The following is a 26,388-nucleotide window of genomic DNA, read 5'->3' as shown; positions in this document are numbered from 1 at the left end:
GAGCGGGTGACGGGATTCGAACCCGCGACCCTAAGCTTGGGAAGCTTATGCTCTAGCCAGCTGAGCTACACCCGCCCTCTCCAAAAAAATCTATTCCATGCTTGGGTAAAAGTCAATAAATTCAGAGCCCGATATTAATAAGTGCGCCTCTTCAGGATATAATTAATTCCGTGAACGAGGGCCGGAAGACAGGACACCTGCTTACGGAAAAAATCAATCCCCGCACGACAGGTCTCGACGGATGTTCTTCTGTAGAGATAGTCGAGTTGATATTGGCAGAGGACAAAACGATTACGGACGCCGTAGAAAGGGAGAAAGATAATATAGCCAGTGCAGTCGAATTAATCGTCGGGAGGCTTGAGCGGGGAGGGCGCTTGATATTTACAGGGGCCGGCACGAGCGGCCGGCTTGGAGTGATGGAAGCTGCCGAATGTCCGCCCACGTTCGGGACAGACCCCTCAATGATCCGGGCCGTTATAGCGGGGGGGGAGAGCGCAATCACGCAGTCGGTGGAAGGCGCCGAGGATTCGAGAGAAGACGCAGTGGAGGCGCTCACGGAACTGGGTCTGAACAAGGGTGATGTGCTGGTCGGTATAGCGGCGAGCGCCGGCACTCCCTTTGTCGAAAGCGCTGTATCCTATGCTAAGAAGAAAGGAGCGGGCGTAGTTCTGGTTACCTGTAATCCGGCGGATAATCCTCTGCCGGACGTTACTATTTCGCTCCTCGTGGGCCCTGAGGTTCTCGTAGGGTCAACAAGAATGAAGGCCGGCACCGCAACCAAGATGGTATTGAATATGCTGACCACGGCCTCTATGGTCAGGCTGGGAAAGACGTACGGGAACCTTATGGTGGACGTGCAGCCCGGATCGGCGAAGCTGAGGGACAGGGCCAAGCGGATAGTGATGCATATAGCTGAGGTGGATGAGGATAGGGCCGAGGAATTTCTCGAAACGTCCGGCTGGGATGTAAAGACGTCTATTGTTATGGCGAAGAAAAGAATAAGCCACGGAAAAGCTAAAGAGCTACTCAGGAAAAATAAAGGATATCTGCGCGAGGCGCTTAAGTAGAGGGTTGAAATTTAATTATTGCCTCTGATTGTACATACACCCGGGTCCCTTTGCCATGGTTCAAATTTTAAACTCACTACAAGCTAAGGAAGAAAAACACGTTGTGGGACTCATGTCCGGCACCTCAGTGGACGGGGTGGATGCCGCGCTCGTGAAAATATACGGAAGCGGGCTTGATACAAGATTGGAGTTAATAAAATTCATCTGTATCCCCTATCAAGACCCGGTTACCCGTAAACTCGATAATTTGAGCCCCCGCTGCTCGCCCGGCGAGCTGTCCGGGCTCAATTTCATTATAGGAGAGGCGTTTGCCCAAGCCGCCCTTACCGTCATAGGTGAAGCGGGGATGAGCGCAGACCGGGTTGACCTGATAGGCTCCCACGGCCAGACGATTTATCATAACCCGCCCTCTTACGGGGAAGGCGTTCCCTCGACAATGCAGATAGGGGAGATCGACGTAATAGCTGAGCTTACGGGTATAACCACTGTCGGGGATTTCAGGACGCGGGATATGGCGGCAGGCGGCGAAGGGGCGCCTTTAGTCCCGTACGCGGATTACCTGCTGTTCATGAAAAGGGGCGGGGTGCGGCTCGCGCAGAACCTGGGCGGCATCGCGAACGTAACCGTTATCCCCGAGCGCGTGGACGACGTTATCGCGTTTGACACGGGACCGGCTAATTCTCTCATGGACAACGTGATAAATCTGGGCACGGGCGGCAGACAGAGATTCGACGCGGACGGAAAATCCGCGTCAGCGGGGAGCGTAAATAAGGAGCTTCTCGGGAATTTGTTGTCCGACCCCTACTTTGCGAAAAATCCTCCAAAATCGACCGGGCAGGAGCTTTTCGGCAGGAAAAAAGCGGAGGAATTGTATCAAATGGTTGAAAGGGGAAGTATTTCTTTGAACGACCTCATGACGACCCTGCTCATGCTGACCGTGGAATCTATATCGTCAGCGTATGAAAGGTTCATTTCCCCCAAATGGAATATAAACGAGATTATATTTAGCGGCGGCGGGTGCGGAAATCCCGTCTTGATGGAGAAATTAAGAGGTAAATTCTCCGGGGTCAAATGCTCGACGACGGATGATTACGGTATTCCGTACGAGGCGAAGGAGGCCGTCGCTTTCGCGATACTGGCGAATGAGCTTATCTCCGGAAACGCTTCGAATCTTCCTTCGGTAACAGGGGCTTCCGGGCCCGTGCCGATGGGGAAAATAGCCCTTGGAAGGTCGGTTTAACGTATCGGCGAACCGGGCGTTAATGTAGTATACGAAAACTCATGGACAGAATAGATATTTCCCGACTCAGCGTGCTGCAAAAGATAGGACAGGTTATTATGCCCAGGCTCGATTTCAGGGAGCCTGATTCGTTAAACCTTGCTAAGAGGCTGGTGCGCGAATTTCAGGTAGGGGGCTTTATTGTATTCGGCGGGGATAGGCGGTCTGTTAAAGAGGCTACCGGGGAACTTCAATCGATTTCCGAAACCCCGCTTCTCTTCGGCTGCGACGCGGAAAGGGGGGTGGGGCAGATCTTGTCCGATATGACCATTTTTCCCTTTACAATGTCCCTTGCGGCCGCAGGGGACGAAGAGCTCGTTTACAGGGAGGCTGCGTACATAGCCTCAGAAATGAAGGAGTGTGGGCTCAATCTTATATTCGCTCCGGTGCTGGACATTAACTCGAACGCTAAAAACCCGATTATCAATATTCGCTCTTTCGGAGATGATCCCGAACTGGTTTCCCGTCTGGGGACGGCTTTTATAAGAGGTTGTCAGGACTCGGGTATTGCGGCCTGCGGTAAACACTTCCCGGGCCACGGGAGGGCCGACATGGATTCGCACGCCGAAATGCCCTTATTGGACCTCACTACGGAGAACTTGACCAATTTCGACTTAATTCCTTTCAGAGCCGCTATCGAATCAAAAGTCGCTTCGATTATGACCGCTCATATCGCGTTGCCCAAAATCGAAAGAGGCGCCATTCCCGCAACCATATCCGATGTGATTATACAGGGAATTCTAAGAAAACAGATGGGTTATGGGGGAGTCGTTATTACCGATTCACTGCATATGTCGGGAATAAATAAGCTCGGGGATGAAATCGACCTTTCACACCTCGCGCTTAAAGCGGGCTGCGACATTATCCTCGACCCCAGGGACCCTTATGCGCTCTTAAGCCGGATTAACGATATGGCATATACGGGAGAGCTGAGCGAGGGGTTGTTGAATGATTCTGCAGGCAGGATTATCTCGCTCAAGAACTCCTGGCTGATCTCTTCACAGGGTGAAAATGCCCCGGCTGCCGGGAAGGCGAATACACTTATCGGGCAGATTGCTGAGCGCTCCGTCTGTCTTGTAAAGGGCGGAAAGCTCGGCTCCGAAAAGGCGGTTGTTTGTCTTTTTGACGTTACCCGATCGTGCAGTGACATTTCACGGGCCTTCACAGTAAGGCTCGCGGAATCGGGAATAGATTTCAGTACCGTGCCGGTTACTCTCACATCCCCTATGGAATCTGTCCGGGAGAATTCAGAATTCGGAGGGGCTATTATTTGTCTCATTTATACGACTGTTGGCGCCTGGAAAAAGCAATTTCAACTACCGGAATTTTTTAGCTTCGTATTGAGTGAGATCGCCTCTTTTAACGCCGAGACAGTCCTTATATCGTTCGGCTCACCATACGTGATACAGGGTATGGGCGGTTTCGACACCGTTATGTGCGCTTTTGATTCGCTGAATCCGTGTCAATCCGCGGCGGCTGATGTTCTTTTGGGGAACAGCGAAGCCGGGGGAAAGCTCCCTGTGCGTATCGGCCTTTACTGACCTATCCCGTTTAATGCTCATCAGGTAAATTACCCCCTAGGTGGAAACTACACTTGGCTCTGCACTATCTTCATTAAGTCCGCTCGACTGGAGCATAGTCGCGCTCTATCTGCTTTTGTCCCTTGCAATAGGCGTCTATTTCACCCGGAGGGCAAGCGGCAGCATGTCCTCTTATTTCGTATCGGGCAGGAATCTCCCCTGGTGGATTCTCGGCACGTCAATGGTGGCAACGACATTCGCCGCCGATACGCCCCTGGCGATTACCGGATGGGTAAGGACCGAGGGCATATGGAAGAACTGGTTCTGGTGGAACTATCTTTTCAGCCACGTCTTCATCGTACTCGTGTTTGCGAGGCTCTGGCGAAGAGCTGAAGTAATTACGGACAACGAGCTCATCGAGATTCGTTACAGCGGAAAGCCTGCCGCATTTTTAAGGGGATTCAAGGCGCTTTATTTTTCGACCCTTTTTAACTTCGTTGTAATGGGCTGGGTCATAAGCGCGATGGCAAAGGTTTTTAAGGTATTTTTCGGCGTCGAGACCCTAGCCGCGGTTATTATCTGTATATCTATTGCGTTTTTCTACACCATGCTGTCGGGTCTCTGGGGCGTGGCGCTGACCGATTTCCTGCAGTATTTTATTGCGCTTTTCGGCACAATAATACTCGCCTGGGTTGTAATAGGCTCGCCGGAAGTAGGCGGGTTGTCGGGCTTTATAGAAAAACTCGGCAATATCGACGAAAAACATATCTCCTTTTTTATGATCCCTGACGGCGGCGAGAGTGTGGCGGACGGTTTCTGGTCCTCGAGCTTTTTCGCCTTCCTGGTTTATATAACAGTCATTTGGTGGTCGTCCCACAATGCGGACGGCGGCGGCTATTTCATACAAAGAATCTGCTCTGCGAAGAACGAGCGTCACGCGGTCCTGGGCACCGCATGGTTTGCTCTGAACCATTATATAATCCGTCTCTGGCCCTGGGTGCTGGTGGCGCTTGCATCTCTGATAATTTATCCCAGGGCGGACGCCGCTATGGGAGACAATGAGGCCATGTATATAGTGGTCATAAGGGACTTTCTGGGGCCGGGGCTTAAAGGCCTTTTATTCGTAAGCTTTCTGGCCGCCTTTATGTCCACGCTTTCAACCCAGCTTAACTGGGGCGCCTCGTACCTAATGAACGACATTTACAGACGGTTTATAAACAAGGGGGCAAGCGAGAAACACTACATACTGGCGTCGCGAGTATGCACCCTGCTGTTAACGGTGCTCGCCGGGTACTTCGCCCTGTATATAAATAATATCGGAAAGGCCTGGATATTTCTCTGGGCTATGAGCGCGGGCGTAGGGCTCGTGCTCGTATTGAGGTGGTTCTGGTGGAGGATAAACGCCTGGTCCGAGATTTCGGCCCTCGCCTCGTCACTCATTACAATTCTCATTCTGGTCATATATACGAAATCAAACGGAGTGCCGCTTGAGTTGAAGCATCAGATTATAGTAATACCGGTATCCATTATTACCTGGCTGCTCGTTACATTTTTAACCGCGCCCGAGCCTCATAGTACGCTTAGCGGCTTTTACAAGAGGGTGCGCCCGTGGGGATGGTGGAAGCCTGTAAGCGAAACAAACAGGGATATAACCCCACCCCGATTCGCCCCGGTGATTATTAACTGGCTGCTTGGAGTCGGCTTTATATTGTTCGGTATGGTAGGGGTGGGGAAGCTGCTCCTGGGTTCAATTTTCCCGGGAGTGATACTGATATCGCTATCCCTGTTGTCTGGGTTCATCGTTTACTCAAGACTGAGAAAAGAGTTAGTCATTTAAAAATGTTACATTATGAGACGCCGGACGACCTTTAAAAATCGCACATTTATGTTATAACTTACTTATATCTCAGAGTCAGGTAATAATCTATGTCGATTAAGATTAAGGTATTAAAACAGCCGGAGCTCACCTGGTATGAAAAGCTCTATCTGCCTCAAATATTCGGGGGACTGATTATAACCCTGAAGCATTTACTGCACTTCAAGCCCGTTACAATCCAGTATCCCGAAGAGGTGAAGGAGCTCCCTCCAAGATACAGGGGGCTTCACATATTGCCGGCTGACGATGAAGGCGAGATCAGGTGCGTGGCCTGCAAGCTCTGCGAGGTCGCCTGTCCCACTCAGGCCATTTCCATAGTAGCGGAGCCCGCGGATGATTACGGAATTGAGAGAAGGCCCAAGGTCTATAACATAGACTTCATGAGATGCGTGTTTTGCGGTTTCTGCGTGGAAGCGTGCCCCTGCGACGCGCTCAGGATGGGCATGAAATACGAACTGTCCTCATACAACAGGGCCGGTCTCGTTCATACGAAAGAAGTATTCTTCGACCCCAATGTGAAAAGCCATGCCCCGAGAGACAATGCCAATTTCCTTTATGAAATGGGTAAAGGGGAGATTCTAGACAAGCCCGAGGAGGTCGAGAAGGTAAAAAAACTCACGGGCACATACACTTCGTCTTAACCGGTTTTCCTTACCAGTAATAATTTGGAGCTTAAGATTTAAAAGGAAAGTTTTTCTCTTACCCAGCAGAACCCGAACGACAAACCGCAGTAAAAATAATAGAAAAGGTGCATGGGCACTGCGAGGAGCGTAAATTGCACCCCTCTTTTTCTAAGGAAAAACCCGTATAGGTCCCGATTGAGAAAGATAATAACGGAGAAGGAGATTAAAATAAAAATAAGTGAAATGATTTCCAGACCGGGTGAGTCGTAAAGACCAAAAAGGCCCGCGAGAACAATCAGGGCGGAAATAATCAGCAAACCCACGAGCAGCGTGCTGATTCTGTCCGAGATACGGAGATTCAGCTCTCCGGGGATCGTTTTACTCTCCACAATGAGTTTTGACCACGGCAGAGCGCGGTTCATTATGTCGGTCCTTATCAGTGAGTACCAGCCCCAGTGCTTTAAATGTTTTACCTGCAGTTCTTTGTCCAAAACAATTTTGTAACCCTTCTCGGACAATCTGTATCCGAATTCTATATCCTCTATCGAGGGTTCTTCAAAACGCTCATTGTCAAAGCCGCCCAGCGTCAAAAAAACCTCACGCCTTACGGCGCCGCACCCCGCCCAGAAGGTTTTTGCGTATCTTTCCGAACGCTGATGTACGTAGTGATGGAGGAGATTTCGGTACTGAGACAGGAAATCGGGAGCCGAAGGCTCATCGTCATATGAGCCGAAGAGAGCGGATATACCGGGATTATCCCTGAAATTTCGAGCCACCCGTTCTACTGTGTCTTTTTTGACGACGACATCCGAGTCTATGAAGAGCAATATCTCCCCAACCGCCTCCTCGGCGCCCCGGTTGCGTGCTGATGCGGGACCCGACCGGCGGGGAAGCTCGATAACCCTCGCCCCGGCCCGTTTGCAGATTTCTGCCGTGCCGTCAGTTGAAGCGTCGTCCGCAACAATAATTTCAAACGACTGATAGGAAGAATCCCCGAGCGCATCGATACACCCGGCAATATATTTACTTCCGTTGTGAACCGGTATTATTACCGATATGAAGGGTTGCTCGTTATTCATGATGAACTGCGTCGGCACCGGGAATTCAATCTTACACGGAATCGCGAGGTCGGGCGGATCCGGCATTCACTACCGATCTGTCTCGGTTGTCGCTAATTTAAAAAACTCCCCTCTTTGTTCCAGAAGATTTTTTTCCTCTCCGATCTCGGACACCTTGCCGTCTCCGAGCACGATTATTTGATCGGCGTTCTTTATCGTGGAAAGTCTGTGCGCAATAATTATTACGGTCCTGTTTCGGCTGAGTTCCGTAATAGCCCTGTGAATAAGCTGCTCCGTTCTCGAATCAAGGGAGCTCGTCGCCTCATCGAGTATCAGTATCTCGGGGTTTTTCAATATCGCCCTGGCAATGGATATCCTCTGCCTCTGTCCCCCCGAAAGCCTTACGCCCCTGTCCCCCAATACCGTATCATAGCCATCGGGCAGCTTGGCGATAAATTCATCGGCCCCCGCTCTTCTGGCGGCTTCCACGATAATACTTTCACTTGCCTCGCCAATAAGTCCGAAAGCGATATTATTTCTTACGCTGTCGTTGAAAATAAAGGTATCCTGACTTACGATACCTATGTTCCGCCTGTATGATTCGGTCCTGTAATCTACAAGCGGCTCCCCGTCAATCAGGATTTTACCCCCCTGAGGATCGTAGAATCTTAACAGGAGGTTAATAACGGTGGATTTGCCCGAGCCTGATTTTCCGACGATCGCCGTCGTTTTTCCTTTCGGTATAAAAAAGCCCGCGTCCCTCAGGGCTAATTTCTCATCGTTATTATAGGAAAAACTGACCGACCTGAATTCTATACCTTCTTTCAGACCTGTATATTCCGTATCCCCGTCGGGAATAACCGGCTTATTATCTAACCGTGTCAGATCGTAGACCGCCTCAAATGCGGGCCATCTGCTGACTATCACTCCCCTCGCCTGATTGATCTGTTTTATCAAAGGCAGAATACGGGCGAGTATGTAGATGAACGGAAGCAGCTGCGTTAAAACCAGTCTGTAATCCATCTGAGAGATCTCGATTGCGATTAAAAATAGTGTTCCTATGGCTACGACCCCTAAGGCCTCCGTAATTACATGGACCATGAAATTCGAAAAATTCACTTTAAGATGATTGGCCGCATGATTTTCAATTTCCCCCCCGATCTTGAGGAATTGCTCCCGCTCCTTTGTAAATGATTTTATGACCTGTATTCCGAGAAGGCTCTCCTGCAGGGTGCTTGTCAAACTTCTCCCGCTTAGTAAGAGTTTCCGGCCTCTTAAGGATAACTTTTTTATGTATAGAGAAACGGCGTAAGCTATGACGGCGGCCAGCAAAATGGTAACTATCGTCAATTTCCATGAGAAAACGACCAGCAGTACGAGGAGTATTAAAAAGGAGATTAAATAATCCAGTATTTCGGTCGTTCGTTTTATTATTTCCTCGACCATAAATGTATTGTGTATTACCTTGTCGACTAGGTCGCCTGTCTTGACGGTGTTGTAAAAACCGATTCCAACGACCATCAGTGTATTTACCACCTGTAACCTCAATTTTGCGATCAGTCTCGCCGTTAACCAGTAGCCCAGATAATGAGAGACGGCCAGGAAGATGTTTTTCAGCAATATTGAGGCAACTACAAAAGCGAGGGAGAGTAAAATTTGTTTTTCAATCGTAAAACCCGAGAATATATCTATTATGTGTTGCAGTATCCGGGGAAGCTGCTCGTAGTTCTGCACCTGCTGTATTCCCGCCAGAAGGGGTACGAGCATACCTATGGATATTCCGTCAAACGCAGACGCAAGCAAAAGCAGCACGAGTAGTAATGCGATATATTTACGATAGGGCTTCAGAAGGTTGAGTAAAAACTCTCTTTTCAGTTTTTTTTCGTTCTTCAAGTTTTGATGTCCGGTCAGATGAATGATTGCCTTTGGTCGAAACTTATTTTACTTGATTTTCAAATGCTATAAAAAGTGCTGTAAGTTGTAAATGTTACATTACGAACAGGATTTAAAAGCAGCTTCCGGCTCTCTTGGTTTTAAAACAGTAGCAAGGGGAACACTCCCGGTGAAGACTATACCCCAGCAGGAAGCAGGAAATAAGCCCTATTTGATGTTCAAAGCCCCGGTCAGTATTTTTGCTTCAATATAACAATTCGGTTGTATATCCAGCCTATTAAAGCTCCTCCTATCGTCCCTGCGGCAAAACCGTAAAGAAAACCGATTATACTTCCCGCAAAGGAAACTCTGTAGCCTATGAAAAACTGGCTTAGCAGCTCCAGATGCGGGCCCATTACGTACTCTCCGGACGGGGAGAGCTGCGGCCCTTTTATCACAAGCCAGTTGGTTGCTATGAATATTACGAGTCCTATTAAAAGTCCGAGAATGAGCCCCAGCATCTTCGCATTTAAAATAGCGACCGCTTCAAGCAGTTTTTGTTCATCCGAACGGTTGTTCATGGGTTAAGCCTTTAAATATAATCGATAAAATTTTTAAATGATGAAAGCTCCCTTTCTTTTTTTACCCTGTATATGAAAAGGCCGGTAAAGAAATTTTTCATATACGCGAAGAGCCATCCAAAAATGAAACCCCATAGAAAGCTGTATGCCAACCCGATAAACGTCCCCTCCAGACTTACCGAGTAGCCGATAAAATACTGGCCGAGCAGTCTCAAGTTCGCTCCTGCGTCAGGCCCGCCTTTTATTATCAGGAAAAGGGTGGCAAGGAAAATCGCGAGACCGCAAACCGTTCCTACCGAAACCGCGAAGGCTCCTTTATCCAGTCTGGCGAAAGCTCTTATTATTGCCTGCTCAACAGGGGACGCGCCCTCCCGGGCTGCGTGTTCGGGCACTATAGGCTGGGTTTGTGAAATTTCCCCGAATTCGTATCGCTCGGGCCGGCTGTCCTCTGATATTTCCTCATGGTACTCCTGATCGGTGTTAATGCTCCAGAGGTCGTAATCAGCGCCCAGAATATTCCGCACCGCCAGCATTGCGGTAAGCATCGAGTGGTCCTGATTGTTATATTTGTGCATTCCGTTACGGCCGACGAGCTGTAAATTATCGATTCCACCGAGGTAGGCTCGTATTACCCTCAGGGATTCCCTGTAAGTGGAGTCATAAACCGGATACGCTTTCGGCATCCTGACGACAGTTCCGTCCACCACCTCGGAAGCTTTCACCAGCCCCACCTTCTCCAGCTCCTCTATTCCCATATTTACCAGGTCCCGGTCGCTCATTGACCAGAGCCCGTCCCCTTCGAAGCAAAAATACTCGAGCCCCAGACAGGTCTTCTCTTTTTCAGGAACCATGTCCTCGCTCCAGTTTTTGAAGTTTTGAATCCTTCCCAGCTTTACTCCCGGGTCGTGGATGTAAATCCAGTTATCGGGGAAAACGACCCGTTTGCTGACTATAACGGAAATAGTGAGGAAATCTCTGTAGCTTAATTGAGAAGCGGCTGTAGATACCTCTTCGGGCGCGGGAGGATCGAGCTTCGCCACAAGCTCTCTGATCGGCATACTGCTTATGAAATGAGAACCTTTGACGACCCGTTTCACTCCGTTCTCATCTACTTCGACCCCGTGAACCTCGCCGTTCTCAATCAATATCCTTCGCACATCGGCGTTTAGCAAAACCTCGCCCCCGTCTTCGGTCACTCTGTCCGCAACCTTTTCCCACATCATCCCCGGTCCGAGCCTCGGATAGTAAAAGCTGTCTATAAGCGTTTTAATTACGTCCTCTTTTTTCTTGCCCTTATCCGCGAGCAAGGCGTTTTTGAGCGCCTGCAATAACGAGAGACCTTTTATCCTCTGCGCGGCCCACTCGGCGCTTATTTCACTGCAGGGGATACCCCATACCTTTTCCGTATAAGTTTTGAAGAACAGTTCGTAGAGACGTCTACCGAAACGGTTCGATACCCATTTATCAAATGTGTCTTCGGGCAGGCTTGGTGAAATTTGCGATTTCAGATAGCTTGTGACAATGAGGATACTGTTCCACAAACCGAGTCCGAACACCGCGTTTGATATACGGAAGGGGTAATAAAAAAATCTGTTATTGTAGTATATCCTGGACAGGCGCTTTCTCTCCAGGAAATCCTCCCCAAGTACCTCTTCCCACATACCCTGGACCTGAGGGACTTTCGTAAAGAATCTATGGCCGCCTATGTCGAACCGGTACCCTCTGTAGTTTACGGTTCTTGCAATGCCTCCGACCGTGTCGTCCTTTTCAAGCACAACGGGCGTCATACCGGCTTTCAAGAGGTCGTAAGCGGCGGTCAAACCGGCGGGTCCGGCCCCGATTATTACGACCTTTTCGTTGTTTTCCGTCTTCTTTAATCCGGATTCAGGTTTCATTTCTTTATACAGGTATCATTTTTATCATCGGCGCAATAGGTACTGCATTACGATCGATTACGCCGATCCAGCTCATATCATTATAAGCAAATCTCAACGTTGTAATTGCTTCGGAATCACGGTCAACTGTATTTTGTCATTAATCCAAACAGTTTCAATTATCTTTATTTTTGGTTTTTATGGAGTTATACCATGGGGTGAGCCTCAAGATTCCCGCAATGGATGATTTTAACTGGCTTCTTTCCGTTACCAGGTGAATTCCGCCCTGTTTCGTGAAAAACTCGGACGTCATGGTTGCCGGATCGACGCCTCTTCCGCCGCTCGTCAGTTTAACTACCCTGTCCCCCGCAAAGGCGACCGTGGCTTTCTTCTCGGCGACTATATAGTCGCCCTGAACGGCATAACTGGCCAAAGCCCCGCCTGTCGTAGGGTGGCCCAGCACCGAAATATAGGGAAGTCCCGCCTCTTTTAATTGTAGTATGGCGGAGATGGTTTTTGCCATCTGATACAAAGCGATCGTCCCTTCCTGCATTCTGGCTCCCCCCGATGCAGTCACGGAAATAAGAGGAAGGTTTTCCTTCACCGCGAAATCGGCTATCAGTTTCATTTTTTCACCGAATACGGCTCCCATCGACCCTCCCATAAACCTGAATTCGCTCACTGCTATCGCGACAGGGATATCGAACATATTCCCGTAGCCTACAACCAGGGAATCCTTTGAATCCGTGCGGTTGAAAGTTTTTTTTCTGGTCTCGCTGTAATCATAAAAATTGAACCGTGAATCGATATCGTCCACGCTGAAATTAGAATGAAGCTCATGGAACGAATCCGTATTAAGCAGAAGGTCAAGATAATCGTGTGACCCGATCGGATTGGGTTTTTCGCAGTACGGGCAGGCGTAAAAATTCTTTTGAAACTCTTCCTTTGCAAAGTGTCTGCGGCATCCGGGCCTTACTATTTTTCCCTCCGCATCCTTTTCATCGTTGCAGAAGTGAGGCTCGGCGCCGTAGAGGGCTAACTGCATATGGGATACTTCGGGCGTGGGCGTCCTGCCGAACGAGTAGTGCGGCAGCCAGCTTTTTATTTTCTTTGCAATCGCCTGATAGGTATGCTCGCCCTTCTCTACCTCACCGCATTGCTGTATCCTGTCTACAAGGTTTTTCTGAAGGTATTTTATGTCCGTTTTTTCAAGTTCTTCGGTAGCCGTCAATATTGTTTTTTCTATATTGCCCAGAATCTTCTTTTTATAGTCGGAGTTATCCAGTGCCGGCTCCTTAATTACCTTATCCACTATTCCGTATTTCAGCATATACTCGGAGGTCGGCTGCAGAACCTCAAGCGCTTCTTCTATATTCTCGGCGCTCCGAAATAGTATGGCGGAGCATCCTTCGGCGGTTATAACCGAATATTCTGCGCGCGAGAGCATATATCTTCTGTGCGCGAGCTGAAGCGCGATCGCTCCACCGCTGCCACCGCTGCCAAGGACTATTGATATGGATTTGGTCTTGAGTGAAATCATTTTAGCCTGGCAATTGGAAATCAGCCACGACTGCAGTTTGCCCGCTGAGTACTCGAAAGGGTCTCCTCCGATTGTGTCCACATATGTGTGGAGCATCAGGCCGTTCTCCTCGGCGTAGTTCATCATATTGTAAGCCAGTGCGTACCCGTCGGCTTTAACCAGTCCGTAGTTGAGTCTTGTGCGCTCCTCGTCGCTTGAGGGCATCAGCTGAGCGATGACCGCGACCTTTTTATTGTTTTTCTTAAATACAGCTGTGCCTACAATTACGGCGGGATCATCGACGATATCAATTATTTGTCCGGAAGGGGCGCTTATACTGGTAGGGAAATCCTCCAGTTCGCCGTACGATACGAAATCTTTATATAAAGAATCGATTATTTGCCTGGATTTTATCTTATCGTAGGACCTTGATTGTTCATGTATTGAACTCAGCTTGGAAGGTCGGCTCATTTGTTATTTTCTCCGTGCTTTTTGAATCATTTGAGCTGTATTTTATAATAAACCGAATTATTATAACCACATAACAGGCTAGATGATATATAGAGGACCTGGAGAATTTTCCAGGCTTAAATTCCATATATCCTCTTTTCAAGGGTTTAAGGCGGGATTCTTTACAGCCTCTGAAGCCTTAAGATACAGCCGGAAGCACCTTCTCAATAAAAAGTTTCATTGACCTCATCGCTTCATCATGGCTGATTCCCGGGAATTTAAACCGGCATATCAGATTATTGACAGGGAGTTCGTCCATGTACCTTTTTATGGTGTCGATACATTCCTCCGGTGTGCCGATTATGGACTGTTCCCTCGCTATATCATACAAAACAGGGTCGTCCGGGTCCGAAAGCAAATTGCCCTCCCGGTCCACCATAGAACCCCACGACGCGTATCCCTTTGCCGTATATGTAACGTTCTCCTTTATTTTCTCCCACGCCTTGTCGCTTTTTTGATCCGAAATATATATCTCTCTCACAAGCGGTTTTTCAAAGTCATCGGGATTTTCTCCGTATTCCTCAAGCAGTGAGCTATGGAGGTCGAAGAGATATTTCACAATAGGTATTGTCCCGATTGCGGGTACGAAGAGCGGCGCGCCTATCCTCGCAGCCCTTCTTATGGCAGGTTCGGTAAACGCCCCTATCCAGATAGGTATCGGATTTTGCACCGGTTTCGGCGTGACGTTCGTATTTTCGATTTTATAATACTTTCCTTCCAGGCTGAACGGCTCATCCGCCCAGCTTTTATGGAGTATTTCGATACTTTCCTCCATACGTCCCCTTCTTTCTTTAAGACTCCTGCCGAATGCTGCGAATTCCTCCTGCCGGTATCCGAGACCCAGCCCGAGAATTAAGCGCCCACCTGAAATAAGATCGACGACAGCGGCGTCTTCGGCGACCCTCACAGGGTCATGAAGCGGCATCAGAAGAACTCCGGTGCCGATACGTATTTTCTTTGTCCTGGCAGCGATGGCTGCGGCCGTTACCAAAAGCGAAGGGCAATACCCGTCTTCCAGAAAGTGATGCTCCGTTAGCCAGGCCGAATCGAAACCCATTTCATCTGCAGCGCTGATTTCTTCAAGCATTTCCGCGTATAGCTCTCTGTGAGGCCTTGATTTATGCGGGGGTGACTGAAGACTAAAATAACCTATTCCGAATTTCATCGTTTCTACTCCTGTTTAATAATGCGGTTGAAATTTACCGGTAATATGCTCTGTGCCTTTAAATTCGGCATTGACTATTATAACCTGAAAGGTTCTAAATTGATAAGAACGAAAAAGAAAATGGCCGTATAGGGAATGTTCCCTATCCGGCCATTTGGTTAGCTTTTAAATTCTGATTTTATGCGGTAAAGGACTGCCCGCAGCCGCAGGAACCAGTCGCGTTGGGGTTGTTTATGGAAAAACCGGTTCCGTTGAGACCGTCCTGATAGTCGAGAACGCCGCCCTGGAGGTATGGAAGGCTGAGCTCATCGATAGCAACCTTGACTCCTTCCTGTTCAAAAAGCTTATCCGAATCCTCCATCTCGTCGTCGAATCCCATTTCGTAGGAAAAACCGGAACAGCCGCCGGGTATAACCCTTACTCTGAGAAAGGCATCGGGTATATTCTCTTCAGACAGTAATTTCCTGATCTCTTCAACTGCTTTTGTAGTTACTGTGAACATTAATAACTACCTCCCTTGAAAAAATGTGTTTCCTATTCTTTATTAGTATATGCATTAAAGAATAATATGGCAATTCCCAATAAAAAAACAGCCGAATTCATGATAGCCGACTGCCTGTGCAAGTTCCGGAATTTATCATGTGTTATCGGGTAGTTAGGCGATTTTTCGGAAAGACTTCTCATTTCCGCCCTGGCTTCGACAGCTTTGGGTCTTATCACCTCCCCCGCGAAAACAGCTAACGCCAGCATAACGAACAGGACCGCTATTTTTATTCCGAATAAAAGCCCCGAGCCGCGGTCGCTCAAGTACCAGAGGATAACAGATGAAATTATGGCCAGGCCGCCCGATATATATGCTACGAGGTAGTATTTCGGAAATATATCCGAGACTACGTTTCCCGCGGTTTCCCTGGACAATACCTTAAAAATACTCGGGGCTGCCACGAAAGAGAAAAAGAAAATGCTCCCTATCCAGAAACATATAGACAGATTGTAAATGAATTTCAGCGCCGTATGCATCGTTATTTAAAGCTGCAGTTATAGATAGTGACCTTGCACTGTTTGTTTTCACTCTCCGAGTACGATGCTGTCATTGATTTGTACATCCCTTCGACACTGAGGCGGCTCCCCCCGGGTGTATTTTCGAGCACGCTTTTGTAAACCGGCTCGTTGCAGAAACACTCCAGAATTGTCCCGCTTTTGTTTGTTATCTCCATCGTAAAGCTGCCTTCGGGGGCGTCCGAGCAAATTGAGTGAATTTTTCTCACGCTCGATACTTCCACGGTTGTTTTGACGGTTTTGTTTCCGTAAATATTGTCGGTGGACATGGGGTAATCACTATAGAGTTCGCAAATCTGGTCCAGGGATATCGACTTTGCGGAGTCTCCGTCCTCTGTATAGCCCGGCGTAGTTGTAACGGCATATAAAAAAGCGGCGGCCAGGATCATAAGCGCGGCATTGAAAGAATTTCTGTTCATAAATCCCCTCTTATTATTAGATTTATTCCCGTCAAGTGCTCTAATTATAACACGTAGTAGGTCGAATACGAAAGGTTCAGGCGCTCTTGAGCGCCCGTTGATTCCCAAACGCCGGATACATCATTTTCTTCTTGATATTGGAACATGTCGTAAGGTATAGTGTTTCTTCAACGATGAAGGGCACTTTATTAATAATAGACAAAAGCGAGAATAACGCCGATCTCTTTTACAGGACCCGTTTTTTTGTGCCGGACCCGGTTATATACATAGAGCATAACGGCGAAAAAATACTGGTTTTAAGCGACCTCGAGATTGACAGGGGAAAGAAAGAGGCCGCCGTTGATAAAATCCTTTCCCTTTCCGAGTGCCAGAGAAGGTTGCAGGCACAAAGCAAAAACAAGAAGAAGAGAATAAGGTTAATAGATATTGCGGACCTTTTGCTTAAGGACAAAAAGATTAAAAGGTTAAAAGTCCCCGGAATGTTCCCCTTAAAATATGCCGATGAGTTGAGGAAAAGGGGTTTTACCGTTATCACGGAAGAAAGGGACCCATTCTTCGTGGAAAGGCTCAGGAAAACCCCCCGGGAAGTCGAGCTGATAAAAGACGCGCTCAGAAAAACCGCAAGAGCGATGGATGTGGCAATAAAGATGATAGCCTCTTCCGAGATAAGAAAGAAGAAGCTATACCTCGACGGACAGGTGCTAAGCTCCGAAAGGATAAAGGGTGAGATAAACGCGGAGCTTTCCAGGATGGGATTTACCGCGTCCCATACCATAGTCGCCTGCGGTATCCATTCATCGATGCCCCACCACACGGGGGAAGGTCCCCTTTCCGCCGATAAGCCTGTGGTCATTGATATATTTCCCAGATCCCAGAAGAGCGGTTATTTCGGAGACATGACAAGAACCGTAATAAGGGGGGAGCCCTCCGAGAAGCTGGTCAGGATGTATAACACGGTGCTGAAGGGGCAAAAGCTCGCGATCGGCATGATCAGGGACGGCGTAAGGGTGAGGGACGTTCATTCCGCCGTAGTCGATTATTTTAACAACTGCGGTTTTGAGACGGGAAACATCGACGGTAAAAGTCAAGGCTTCATTCACTCAACCGGGCATGGCTTGGGACTCGAGATTCATGAGCCTCCCAGGGTCGGGCTCGGCGATGAAGTGCTCGAAGAGGGCAATGTGGTAACGGTCGAGCCGGGGCTTTATTACGAGAAAACGGGCGGCGTAAGGATTGAAGACGTAGTGCTGGTAGAAAAAAACGGCTGTACTAATTTGACGAAGTATCCGAAGAGGTTAAGAGTCAAGATTTAACGCGCGTCCTGCTTCGTTCAGAAATTCTTATTCCCACCAGATCTCGTATTTACATGATTCGGCGCCCTGGTAGCGGCAAATTGTTTGCATGATTTTTACAGATTCCGCGCCCGCCTTCATGAGTCCGATTTTAAACCACTCTGGAACCGCGTAATTGCAGATTGCGGCCCCTGAAGCCGCGTTTTCATCCGCGTTTTCAAAGAGCTCGACAACAGAGTGTTTTTTTTCGATATCCAGCACATTTACATCCATTACGCCGCTGTCGAAATACCTGCTCCAGAGTGAAGGCGCGTTGTTGAGAACAAATACGGGGTTATTCAGATCCACAAAAATATCGAACATGGGAATAAGGTCTTTTTTCGCTATATATTCCGCAAGCGGTATGACCGAGTTGAAATCGCCGTTGCCGACCGCGAGATCATAGCTCTTTATCAGGCGGTTTAAAAGGGGAGCGGAGTACCAGCCGGTTCTTAAAAAATCCTTTTTGAGTGTCTCCCTGTCTGATGCGGGCAGCTCATTAATTACCTTGTCCCATATATCGTGACCGTATGTTTTTACTATATACTCTCTGATATTGATGAATATTAAGCCCTTTGCGTTACCGGTTTTTAGGTTCATGCGGTTTTCCGCTACCTTGATCAATACTGAGTATTCTTTACATTTCAAATTCCCCGTAGGTTTAATATAGCATGTATTTGTAGCCGTTTCACCCGTGATCATTTGAATTGACAGGGGAGCGATTATGAAAAAATCCTTTGAGGATCTGATAATGCTTTCCAGGCACTTAAGAGGCCGTGAGGGATGACCGTGGGACAGGGAGCAGACGCTTGAAATCCTATGGCCCTATTGATTGAGGCGGCCCGATCAGCGGAGCGGCAACCGGACTTGCAACACCTATAAAAACCACCATTGCGTCTCCGCCCGGGTTCTCCGGAATGGCCAATATTTCAAAGTTGTTTGTAGCCCAGACGTTTCCGGATGGGTCGATTTCCACGGCCGTGCTGCGCGTAAGGCCGTTAAAGAAATAGCCCATGGGAGCTATCGGGTCTCCTGTCTCCAGGCCGGGTGGACAGTTAGATGTATCCTCTCCGCACAAGTATGAAATAGTGCTTCCGTCAAAGTTCGATACCCAGACATTCCCGCCGCCGTCCACAGATATGCCCCACGGCATGAGCAAGCCGCCGCCTTTGAATGACCCTATCTCCGATCCGTCTGACGTTACCTTAATTACCGACGCATCCGGGTTCATGAAGTCCGGGTCAAAAGTGAGTGCTATAAAATCTATCAAATTAGGTACTGAGTTACCGTCGCATGGAGCGGTCACAAAGCCTGAGTTCGCGATCCACACATTTCCGAATCCGTCAGTCGCTATGCCCATCGGCAGTTTGAACCCGGCCTCAGCCGCATCTTCACCTGAAACGTTTAGTATGAGGTTGCCATCGGGATCGAACTTCGCTACATTTGCGCTCTCGTTCCCGGTTACCCATGCATTCCCGTCGACGTCTATTGCAATATCAAACGGCGCGACTACAATTTTCTCATCTGAATCATCCGTCTCTTGTATTACAAAAGCCTGGTCGGGGTCTCCTCCCGGAAACTGCGTTACATGATCTGCGCTACAGCTTGCGATCCAGATGTTACTGTCTTTGTCTGAAACCGTGCCTTGAGGAAAGAAGAGCGTGTTATCGGCCCCTTTAAATCCTCCAATATCTTCGCCAAGCGTATCCGGTGATAGCGGAGTCCCGTTGGGCGAGAACTTCGATACTGATTGAGCACGGGCGTCTGGGTCGAGCGGGCATCCTTCGCCTTGAAAAGCGAAGTTACCTATCCATACGTTCCCGTCAGGATCGAGCGTAATGCCGTAGCCAGCTCCGTAAAGACCGCCGCCCTGATAAGGTGCGCCTGGAGCGTCCTCGCCCGTCGGCGTGAGCCTCAGCACATGGTCGTCTCCGCATGCTACATTAAGTGGATTGTCTTGAAACACAAAGTTATTGGTGATCCATGCGTTACCCTCGGGGTCAAAAGCGACGTTCCCCGGGCCGTTAAACTCCATACCGTTCCCGATGTACCTTACAGCAAGGATCCATGCCGTTATATCCTCCGTCGAATCGAGCGCGGGCCCGTATACCTGCTCCATAAGTGAAAAATCGAATAGCTCATCCACGTTCTGCCACGGGAATAGGGCTATATTATGAGCCGCTTCCAAAGTATCATCGGGCTCATCTCCCCCGGGTGTTGTAGCAAGGTCAAAAAGCTCGTCACACTCATTCCCGGAGCGTACGCAAGCGGCAAGCATATTGGCCAGGGAATTAAATGTCCCCCGCGTCGTAGTGCTGCCGCCGTTTGGAAATGTATTCAGGAAAAAGGTAGTATCGCCAGTGTCGAGCTCAACCAGCTTAGTAAGAATGTCCGCGGCGTTTTGTAGTCCCGGCGAGGGGCCGTCTATTTCGCCGTCCTCAAAAAACTGCGCCATAGCGTAGGCTGTTGCTACGGTAGTCCTCTCGTTTATCACGATTTCGTCCTCAATTGGCTTTCTGCCGAGTACCGTTGCAAGCCTGACGGAATCATTGATAAGAAGCCTTGTCTGCCCTGATAATGCCAGAATAGGGCTTTGTGCGGTTACGTATATTACTGCGTTTTCTTCTGAAGGAAGGTCAAATGATATTTCGAAAAACCCTGTGTCGTCTGTGAGGCCTGTGCCCAGTAACTCCACTCCCCTGGGCGTCCCCGTCGAGAAAAGAGTTACTTCAACCGACTCTATCGGTTCATCACCGCTTAGAACAAAACCGCTTAGTTGTTTTGACTCATTATCTCCTGAGTCGCAGGATATTACAGCAGGTACGCAAGCTAGAAGAACAAACAACAGGGCAAATCTCAGAATTAACCGGTGAAAAGAACCGGACGTAAGAAAAGTGACTACAAGTGTTGGCAGGCTATTTTTAAACACCATCCTCCATCTCCTTTTATTTTGTATAGTTATGAATTGACTTATATAATCTTATCACCAGTTTGAAATATTTGTAGATAAAACTTGACTGTGGAATATACTGAATTGAGGAGATACAATCTCAACACGGTTTTTTGCGTTCGTGCCTTTTTCTGCTAACTTGATTAATATTGAGTCTGAATTACATATCGCATACCCTTCAGATTTAATATTGGCATGTACTCGTACGGTCGTTTAGCTCACCGTAATTTGAATGAAAAACAGGAGCGATTATGAAAAAATCTTTTGATGATCTGGTAAAGCTTTCCAGGCACTTGAGAAGCCCCGAGGGGTGTCCCTGGGACAGGGAGCAGACGCTTGAAACCCTGAGACCCTATATTATCGAGGAGGCTTACGAGGTCGTTCAGGCGATTGAGGCGCGGGATAAAGACGAGCTTATCGAGGAGCTCGGCGATCTCTTCTTCGAGGTGCTTTTCGCGTCTCAGATCGCGGACGAAAGCGGGGAGTTCGATATTTATGAGGTAATCGACAGGCTCCACACTAAGCTCGTAAGAAGGCACCCTCACGTGTTCGGCGAGGATAAAGCGGCAAATGCGGAGGAGGCGGTAAAAACATGGCACGCGCAGAAGCTGAAGGAGAAATCGAGAAAGAGAAGGCTTCTCCATATTCCCCGCACAATGCCTTCGCTGCTGAGAGCGCAGAGGGTCGGAGAGAAGGCATCGCAGGTGGGATTTGACTGGAGCGATGCGGGCGAGGTTATTTCCAAAGTGAGAGAAGAGCTTTCTGAGCTTGAGGCGGAGATAAAAAGCGGCGACAGGGAGGGGATAGAAAAAGAGTGGGGCGATCTCATTTTTTCTCTCGTCAATTTGGGCAGGCATTTGAAGATCGACGCCGAGGGGGCCGCTCACAAGGCGATCAACGGGTTCATAGACCGTTTCGGGAGGATCGAGGATAAAGCCGAGGCCCTGGGAAAACAGCTCTCAGAGCTGACGCTCGAAGAAATGGATGAGCTCTGGGAAGAAGTGAAGAGGGAAGATAAATAATAGAGCTGGTAAATCTTATAACATTTCCGTCAACCTGAACCCTGAATCGAGTTCAGGGCAGGCTTGTTTCAGGTTCTCGCCTTTTATTGTCATTTCGAACCCTTCGATAAGCTCAGTATAAACGCCGGGAGAATCTATCTTTTTTTAATATGATAGAAACAGAAGCATAGGGGTTTGGAAAGTAGTATTCTGACGTTTCAAGTATCGTTCCCTATCAGCATCCCCAGCAGTTTCCAGCCGTCATGAATATATATATCTGATTCCGCAGCGGATTTTTCCGTGTACACGAACCTGTCGTTTTTCACGCTTTCGTCTTCTGAGCTGTATATAGCGAACGGCACGGGCTCGTTTACGTGCGTCCTGAGATCAATCGGCGTGGGATGGTCCGACATGACCAAAATTTTGTAATCGCCGAATCTCTTTATCCCTTCCAGAACCGGCCCCACGACGCGGCCGTCGAAGTCTTCGATCGCCTGTATCTTAAGCTCCGCTTTCCCCATATGTCCCGTCTCGTCCGTGGACTCAATATGTATCATCGTGAGATCCACCTCGTCAAGAGAATTGAGCGCGTACTCCACCTTCCCCTCGTAATTGGTATCCAGGTATCCGGTGGCTCCGGGAACGTCTATTACCTTGAGCTTCGCGTAATGCCCTATGCCCTTAACGAGATCCACTGCGGAGATAACTGAGCCCGTCAGGCCGTACAGCTCTTTAAAAGAAGGCATATCGGGGGCTACCCCCTCGCCCCAGAGCCATATGCTCGTAGCGGGGTTTTTCCCTTCCTCTATTCTCTTTTTATTAACCGGGTGGTCCGGCAGAATTTCGCGCGACCTCTCGATCAGCCGGTTAAGCATGTCGGTCCCTTCCCCCGTCGGAACATAAGGGCCTATCTCCTTACCCGAGATGTCGTGCGGCGGGGTCGTGTGGATGTCCCTGTTCCCTCCCGTCCATACGAGCAGGTGGCGGTAGCTTACACCCGGATGGAATGTAAGACCGTCTTCCTCAAGCTCTTTTTTGAGATCGAGTATTATTTCCCTCGCCTCTTCGGTCGATATGTGTCCGGCGCTGTAGTCCTCCATCACGTGGCTCCCGTTTCCGGGAGCGAGAGTTACCAGATTGCACCTGAGCGTCACGTCATTCTCTCCGAGTTTGACGCCTATGCTCGCGGCCTCAAGGGGGGACCTACCCGTGTAGTAAACGTTTGGGTCGTATCCGAGGACTGTCAGATTGCCTACGTCGCTTCCGGGCGGCAGGTTCTCGGGGATTGTTTTCACCATCCCGAATTTAATTGCGGATTTCGCTATTCTGTCCAGATTGGGGGTGTTGGCGGCCTCGAGCGGGGTCTTTCCGTCTAGCTCCGGAAGCCGGTGGTCGGGCATCCCGTCGCCCTGCAGTATCACGTATTTCATGAGGATATGATGTTATATGCTTTTCTGTAATTATCAAGATGAAAACAGTTTGAATAACCATTTTAATTTACGATGCTAAATGGAAATTTGCAGCTAGCGAAGTTGTGAAATTTATATAATACTTAAACGTGATGTATGATTAAAATAAAAACTCAGAACTACAAACTATAGTATTAATAGAGGTGAATATTAATGCCTGAACGGATGCCAATCACACCATCCGTATTAAAATGGGCCCGGGAACGTGCGGGTTACACCGTTGATGACCTATCCAAACACTTCAAGCTCTATTCAGATTGGGAAGTCGGTAATTCCTTTCCTACGTACAGCCAACTTGAATCTCTATCGGATAAATTCAAATGTCCAATGGCGGTATTTTTCTTTCCCGAACCGCCTGAAATTGAACCCTTAGAGAAGTCATTCAGAACATTGCCTGACATTGAATTTGAATATATGCCACGAAGCGTCCGCATGTTACTTAGAAAAGCCAAAGCAATGCAGTTGAATCTTATGGAGTTGAATGACAATGACAATCCATCAGAAAAATATATTATTCGAAATATTCATCTTGACCTGAATCGCCCGATAAGCGAATTGACCTATGAGGTTAGATCATATCTATCAGTGACGCTAAATGACCAGATTTCTTGGAGTGGTGTTGATGAAGCCTTCGAGAAATGGAGAAATGTAATTACGGATCATGGCGTATATGTATTCAAGGATGCTTTCAAAGATAGTGGCTTTTCGGGATTCTGTCTTTATCATGCAGAGTTTCCTATAATTTATATAAATAATACAAATTCTAAAAGTAGACAAATATTCACCCTAATTCATGAACTGACACACCTGTTATTGCACACTAGTGGAATTGATAAGATTAGAGATGATTACATCTATAATCTTCAAAAAGACGCAAAAAGAATTGAAATATTCTGCAATGAATTTACAGCCGCATTTCTTGTTCCAGATTCAGATTTCTTAGAGTCCATACAGGATCTAGAAATAGATGAACGAAGCATATACAAGCTGGCACAAAGATATAACGTCAGCAGAGAGGTTATTCTTCGTAAGTTTCTATCTAAGGATGCAATCACTAAGGAATATTATGAGCAAAAATCAGATGAATGGGCAAAACAAGCTAAAGGAAGGGGCGGCGATGGTGGCGATTATTATTTCACACAAATAGCTTATTTAGGCCCGCACTATATTAATCTAGTACTAAAAAATTATCACCAGAATAAAATTGATGTTGTTCAACTAGGCGAGTATTTGAATATCAAACCAAAATACGTTAGCAAATTCGAAGACAAATTTAATTCTATTAGCAAATTCGAAAGAGATATTTAATGTATATATTTGATACCTCACCCCTAATCGATCTTTTTCGTCATTATTATCCCGATTTATTTCCTACATTGTGGGATAACTTCAATGGGTTAGTAGATAATGGCAGTATTATTTCTACACGCGAAAATCTTAGAGAGATTAATGTTCGTACGGATGATCTTCAAGAATGGGCAAACGATAATGGTAATATCTTTGAGGAAATATCCATAGATGAAGGAAAATTCATTAGGCAGATTTATGGCGTTCCTCTATTTCAACATAACATTCAACAGCAAAAATTACTCAAAGGGGGATTGAACGCTGATCCTTTCGTTATTGCAAAAGCTGCGGTAAGAGGTGCTCATGTTGTAACAGGTGAGGTATTTAAACCTAACTCTGCAAAAATTCCTAATATCTGTCAACATTTTTCTGTGCCTTGCTTAAATTTAAAGCAATTTATGGAACAAGAAGGGTGGAGATTTTAGGGATTGCTCCGTATCGGTTATTTAAATTATAGTTGATTTTAAGTATGTGGGTTATAGCTATAGTCTATATATTTTTTCAAGCCGCCTGATGCTGGGAGAGTTTAACCACCTGCTTCTCGGCATGATAGGAGCTCCTTACGAGAGGGCCCGCTTCTATGTGGGGTATGCCGATGACGTTCTCCCCGTACGCCTTTAACGAGTCGAACTCCATCGGGTGATAGAATTTGGATACCGGAAGGTGGTCTATTGTCGGCTGCAGGTACTGCCCTATGGTGACGATATCACAGCCCGTGTTTTTCAGGTCCTTCAGCGTTTCGATTATCTCGTCCATCTCCTCCCCCAGGCCAAGCATGATTCCCGACTTCGTGAGCATGCCTTCGTGACCGTATTTCTTGCTATCTTCAAGGAGCCTGAGAGACCACTCGTAGTTCGCCTGCGGGCGCACGGATCTTTTCCTCCCGCTCGGCGTAAGCTGCGGGTGGCGGTAGAGCCTCGGAACCGTTTCTATATTGTGGTTGAGCACATCCGGAGCGGCGGCCAGTATTTCATCCAGCGCCTCTCTCTCGCCTTTGAAATCCGGTATGAGCACCTCTATTTTCACCCCGGGGCTGCTGTTTCTTACCTCTCTTATCGTCTCGGCAAAAACACGGGCGCTCTCCAGGTTCCTGTCATCCCTGTTAACAGAGGTTATCACTATGTGGCTTATATAAGCGTTATTTTCCGTGAGACTCCGTACAGCCCTGGCGACCCTCCCGGGCTCGTCCCGGTCGATTTCCCCGCCCTTTCCGGTCTTTACATGGCAGAAGCCGCAGCTCCTCGTACACGTATCGCCCAGGATCATGAACGTTAGAGTCCCGGCTCCCCAGCACTCTCCTATGTTGGGACATTTTGCCTCTTCACAAACCGTGTTGAGGTTGAGCGTCCTCATCAGGTTTTTAAGGTGTTTGTAGTTCGGACCCTGCGGTATTTTGGCCTTTATCCAGCCGGGCTTTCCTGAGTTTCTCATACTCTAGATAGTTTAATCAAAAAGACAGGATTAGCACAATATGTTTAATTCGTCAGTACGTTAGCCGTCCTGTGACGTACCGTGTTCCCGGGTCACTGTGGGGGCAAACGGCGAGGTCTCCTGTTCTTTTTGTCTCTTTTCCTCGGATAATTCCTGCACCCTTGCCTCGAGTTCCTTTATCCTTCTGCTTTTTTGTCTGGATTCAGCGCTCGCTCCTATTGACTGAAGAGCGCCGTAAATTACAGTTACGAGCGCGCCCATAACGAATGCGGCTAGAATAATTACTATGTTTTTGGTTAAGTAAGGACCTATCATATATTTCCATAAGTCCAGTTTAAGTTCGAAATTATAGGTAAAGACACCTTCATTTTGACTATAAAATACTGCAAATAAAACTATTACCAGAACTATGAATAATATTTTAATAAACCGCATTT

Annotated in this window: 23 protein-coding genes and 1 tRNA gene; 9 read left to right on the top strand and 15 right to left on the bottom strand. The window is 47.9% G+C overall.

Translation table 11 applies throughout. The annotated features are described in order from the left end of the window. Position 1: 1 nt before the first annotated feature. Positions 2-75: transfer RNA gene (locus RIG61_12640), tRNA-Gly, on the bottom strand. A gap of 95 nt (positions 76-170) precedes the next feature. Between RIG61_12640 and murQ the strand changes: the two genes are divergently transcribed. The 5 genes from murQ to RIG61_12615 all read left to right on the top strand — a co-directional run bounded on the left by murQ (position 171) and on the right by RIG61_12615 (position 6,383). Continuing rightward, entirely contained in the window at positions 171-1,067 is an 897-nt protein-coding gene (gene murQ / locus RIG61_12635; protein ID MEQ9620005.1) for an N-acetylmuramic acid 6-phosphate etherase, read from the top strand. A gap of 55 nt (positions 1,068-1,122) precedes the next feature. Then, positions 1,123-2,307: an anhydro-N-acetylmuramic acid kinase gene (locus tag RIG61_12630; protein MEQ9620004.1), complete on the top strand. Its 1,185-nt coding sequence runs from the start codon at positions 1,123-1,125 to the stop codon at positions 2,305-2,307. 41 nt (positions 2,308-2,348) lie between these two features. Then, positions 2,349-3,887 (top strand): glycoside hydrolase family 3 protein, encoded by a 1,539-nt coding sequence (locus RIG61_12625; GenBank protein ID MEQ9620003.1) that lies wholly within the window; start codon positions 2,349-2,351, stop codon positions 3,885-3,887. Between the two features lie 40 nt (positions 3,888-3,927). Beyond that, positions 3,928-5,703, top strand: a complete 1,776-nt coding sequence (locus tag RIG61_12620; GenBank protein MEQ9620002.1) for a sodium:solute symporter family protein — start codon at positions 3,928-3,930, stop codon at positions 5,701-5,703. An 89-nt stretch (positions 5,704-5,792) separates the two neighbouring features. After that, the gene (locus RIG61_12615; protein ID MEQ9620001.1) at positions 5,793-6,383 is read left to right on the top strand and encodes an NADH-quinone oxidoreductase subunit I; all 591 of its coding nucleotides are present in this window, start codon (positions 5,793-5,795) and stop codon (positions 6,381-6,383) included. Between the two features lie 38 nt (positions 6,384-6,421). Here RIG61_12615 and RIG61_12610 read toward each other — a convergent pair whose 3' ends face one another. The 9 genes from RIG61_12610 to RIG61_12570 all read right to left on the bottom strand — a co-directional run bounded on the left by RIG61_12610 (position 6,422) and on the right by RIG61_12570 (position 16,422). Beyond that, the gene (locus tag RIG61_12610) at positions 6,422-7,510 is read right to left on the bottom strand and encodes a glycosyltransferase (protein ID MEQ9620000.1); all 1,089 of its coding nucleotides are present in this window, start codon (positions 7,508-7,510) and stop codon (positions 6,422-6,424) included. Positions 7,511-7,513: 3 nt separating this feature from the next. Continuing rightward, the gene (locus tag RIG61_12605; protein ID MEQ9619999.1) at positions 7,514-9,316 is read right to left on the bottom strand and encodes an ABC transporter ATP-binding protein; all 1,803 of its coding nucleotides are present in this window, start codon (positions 9,314-9,316) and stop codon (positions 7,514-7,516) included. 230 nt (positions 9,317-9,546) lie between these two features. After that, complete coding sequence (locus RIG61_12600; protein MEQ9619998.1) at positions 9,547-9,876, bottom strand: hypothetical protein; 330 nt, start codon at positions 9,874-9,876, stop codon at positions 9,547-9,549. A gap of 11 nt (positions 9,877-9,887) precedes the next feature. Further along, the gene (locus RIG61_12595; protein MEQ9619997.1) at positions 9,888-11,771 is read right to left on the bottom strand and encodes an FAD-dependent oxidoreductase; all 1,884 of its coding nucleotides are present in this window, start codon (positions 11,769-11,771) and stop codon (positions 9,888-9,890) included. Between the two features lie 154 nt (positions 11,772-11,925). Beyond that, positions 11,926-13,740 (bottom strand): carboxyl transferase domain-containing protein, encoded by a 1,815-nt coding sequence (locus RIG61_12590; protein ID MEQ9619996.1) that lies wholly within the window; start codon positions 13,738-13,740, stop codon positions 11,926-11,928. Positions 13,741-13,918: 178 nt separating this feature from the next. Beyond that, positions 13,919-14,944 (bottom strand): LLM class flavin-dependent oxidoreductase, encoded by a 1,026-nt coding sequence (locus RIG61_12585; protein MEQ9619995.1) that lies wholly within the window; start codon positions 14,942-14,944, stop codon positions 13,919-13,921. Between the two features lie 178 nt (positions 14,945-15,122). Further along, positions 15,123-15,446: an iron-sulfur cluster insertion protein ErpA gene (erpA, locus tag RIG61_12580; GenBank protein ID MEQ9619994.1), complete on the bottom strand. Its 324-nt coding sequence runs from the start codon at positions 15,444-15,446 to the stop codon at positions 15,123-15,125. 32 nt (positions 15,447-15,478) lie between these two features. Further along, positions 15,479-15,964 (bottom strand): DUF4149 domain-containing protein, encoded by a 486-nt coding sequence (locus tag RIG61_12575; protein ID MEQ9619993.1) that lies wholly within the window; start codon positions 15,962-15,964, stop codon positions 15,479-15,481. A gap of 2 nt (positions 15,965-15,966) precedes the next feature. Beyond that, positions 15,967-16,422, bottom strand: coding sequence for a hypothetical protein (locus RIG61_12570; GenBank protein MEQ9619992.1), 456 nt, complete (start codon positions 16,420-16,422; stop codon positions 15,967-15,969). A 131-nt stretch (positions 16,423-16,553) separates the two neighbouring features. Between RIG61_12570 and RIG61_12565 the strand changes: the two genes are divergently transcribed. Beyond that, positions 16,554-17,735 (top strand): Xaa-Pro peptidase family protein, encoded by a 1,182-nt coding sequence (locus RIG61_12565; protein ID MEQ9619991.1) that lies wholly within the window; start codon positions 16,554-16,556, stop codon positions 17,733-17,735. Between the two features lie 27 nt (positions 17,736-17,762). Here the strand turns inward: RIG61_12565 and RIG61_12560 are convergent, their stop codons facing one another. Both RIG61_12560 and RIG61_12555 read right to left on the bottom strand, forming a co-directional pair. Next, positions 17,763-18,353, bottom strand: coding sequence for a hypothetical protein (locus RIG61_12560; GenBank protein MEQ9619990.1), 591 nt, complete (start codon positions 18,351-18,353; stop codon positions 17,763-17,765). Positions 18,354-18,570: 217 nt separating this feature from the next. Further along, positions 18,571-20,685, bottom strand: a complete 2,115-nt coding sequence (locus tag RIG61_12555) for an NHL repeat-containing protein (GenBank protein MEQ9619989.1) — start codon at positions 20,683-20,685, stop codon at positions 18,571-18,573. 269 nt (positions 20,686-20,954) lie between these two features. Here RIG61_12555 and mazG point away from each other — a divergent pair, with 269 nt between their 5' ends. Next, the gene (gene mazG / locus RIG61_12550) at positions 20,955-21,725 is read left to right on the top strand and encodes a nucleoside triphosphate pyrophosphohydrolase (GenBank protein MEQ9619988.1); all 771 of its coding nucleotides are present in this window, start codon (positions 20,955-20,957) and stop codon (positions 21,723-21,725) included. Between the two features lie 197 nt (positions 21,726-21,922). Here the strand turns inward: mazG and RIG61_12545 are convergent, their stop codons facing one another. Further along, positions 21,923-23,134 (bottom strand): cofactor-independent phosphoglycerate mutase, encoded by a 1,212-nt coding sequence (locus RIG61_12545; GenBank protein MEQ9619987.1) that lies wholly within the window; start codon positions 23,132-23,134, stop codon positions 21,923-21,925. Positions 23,135-23,326: 192 nt separating this feature from the next. Between RIG61_12545 and RIG61_12540 the strand changes: the two genes are divergently transcribed. Both RIG61_12540 and RIG61_12535 read left to right on the top strand, forming a co-directional pair. After that, the gene (locus RIG61_12540) at positions 23,327-24,481 is read left to right on the top strand and encodes an ImmA/IrrE family metallo-endopeptidase (GenBank protein ID MEQ9619986.1); all 1,155 of its coding nucleotides are present in this window, start codon (positions 23,327-23,329) and stop codon (positions 24,479-24,481) included. Then, on the top strand, positions 24,481-24,945 hold the full coding sequence (locus tag RIG61_12535; GenBank protein MEQ9619985.1) for a DUF4411 family protein: 465 nt from the start codon (positions 24,481-24,483) through the stop codon (positions 24,943-24,945). The genes RIG61_12540 and RIG61_12535 overlap by 1 nt, the downstream gene beginning before the upstream one ends. A 76-nt stretch (positions 24,946-25,021) precedes the next feature. Here RIG61_12535 and lipA read toward each other — a convergent pair whose 3' ends face one another. Further along, positions 25,022-25,951, bottom strand: a complete 930-nt coding sequence (gene lipA, locus RIG61_12530; GenBank protein MEQ9619984.1) for a lipoyl synthase — start codon at positions 25,949-25,951, stop codon at positions 25,022-25,024. Positions 25,952-26,011: 60 nt separating this feature from the next. Then, complete coding sequence (locus tag RIG61_12525; GenBank protein ID MEQ9619983.1) at positions 26,012-26,386, bottom strand: LapA family protein; 375 nt, start codon at positions 26,384-26,386, stop codon at positions 26,012-26,014. Positions 26,387-26,388 lie beyond the last annotated feature (2 nt).

This window comes from Deltaproteobacteria bacterium, assembly GCA_040223695.1.
In the GTDB taxonomy this organism is placed as follows: Bacteria; Desulfobacterota_D; UBA1144; order Nemesobacterales; family UBA2774; genus JAVKFU01.
The sequence above is the reverse complement of the archived record's forward strand: the minus strand, read 5'-3'. Positions and strand labels throughout refer to the sequence as shown.

Coding starts and splice junctions, on each gene's coding strand:
- RIG61_12630 (MEQ9620004.1), top strand. CDS start 1,123: ATGGTTCAAATTTTAAACTCACTACAAGCTAAGGAAGAAAAACACGTT.
- RIG61_12625 (MEQ9620003.1), top strand. CDS start 2,349: ATGGACAGAATAGATATTTCCCGACTCAGCGTGCTGCAAAAGATAGGA.
- RIG61_12615 (MEQ9620001.1), top strand. CDS start 5,793: ATGTCGATTAAGATTAAGGTATTAAAACAGCCGGAGCTCACCTGGTAT.
- RIG61_12610 (MEQ9620000.1), bottom strand. CDS start 7,510: ATGCCGGATCCGCCCGACCTCGCGATTCCGTGTAAGATTGAATTCCCG.
- RIG61_12600 (MEQ9619998.1), bottom strand. CDS start 9,876: ATGAACAACCGTTCGGATGAACAAAAACTGCTTGAAGCGGTCGCTATT.
- RIG61_12595 (MEQ9619997.1), bottom strand. CDS start 11,771: ATGAAACCTGAATCCGGATTAAAGAAGACGGAAAACAACGAAAAGGTC.
- RIG61_12590 (MEQ9619996.1), bottom strand. CDS start 13,740: ATGAGCCGACCTTCCAAGCTGAGTTCAATACATGAACAATCAAGGTCC.
- RIG61_12585 (MEQ9619995.1), bottom strand. CDS start 14,944: ATGAAATTCGGAATAGGTTATTTTAGTCTTCAGTCACCCCCGCATAAA.
- erpA (MEQ9619994.1), bottom strand. CDS start 15,446: ATGTTCACAGTAACTACAAAAGCAGTTGAAGAGATCAGGAAATTACTG.
- RIG61_12575 (MEQ9619993.1), bottom strand. CDS start 15,964: ATGCATACGGCGCTGAAATTCATTTACAATCTGTCTATATGTTTCTGG.
- RIG61_12570 (MEQ9619992.1), bottom strand. CDS start 16,422: ATGAACAGAAATTCTTTCAATGCCGCGCTTATGATCCTGGCCGCCGCT.
- RIG61_12560 (MEQ9619990.1), bottom strand. CDS start 18,353: ATGAACCTAAAAACCGGTAACGCAAAGGGCTTAATATTCATCAATATC.
- RIG61_12555 (MEQ9619989.1), bottom strand. CDS start 20,685: ATGGTGTTTAAAAATAGCCTGCCAACACTTGTAGTCACTTTTCTTACG.
- mazG (MEQ9619988.1), top strand. CDS start 20,955: ATGAAAAAATCTTTTGATGATCTGGTAAAGCTTTCCAGGCACTTGAGA.
- RIG61_12545 (MEQ9619987.1), bottom strand. CDS start 23,134: ATGAAATACGTGATACTGCAGGGCGACGGGATGCCCGACCACCGGCTT.
- RIG61_12540 (MEQ9619986.1), top strand. CDS start 23,327: ATGCCTGAACGGATGCCAATCACACCATCCGTATTAAAATGGGCCCGG.
- RIG61_12535 (MEQ9619985.1), top strand. CDS start 24,481: ATGTATATATTTGATACCTCACCCCTAATCGATCTTTTTCGTCATTAT.
- lipA (MEQ9619984.1), bottom strand. CDS start 25,951: ATGAGAAACTCAGGAAAGCCCGGCTGGATAAAGGCCAAAATACCGCAG.
- RIG61_12525 (MEQ9619983.1), bottom strand. CDS start 26,386: ATGCGGTTTATTAAAATATTATTCATAGTTCTGGTAATAGTTTTATTT.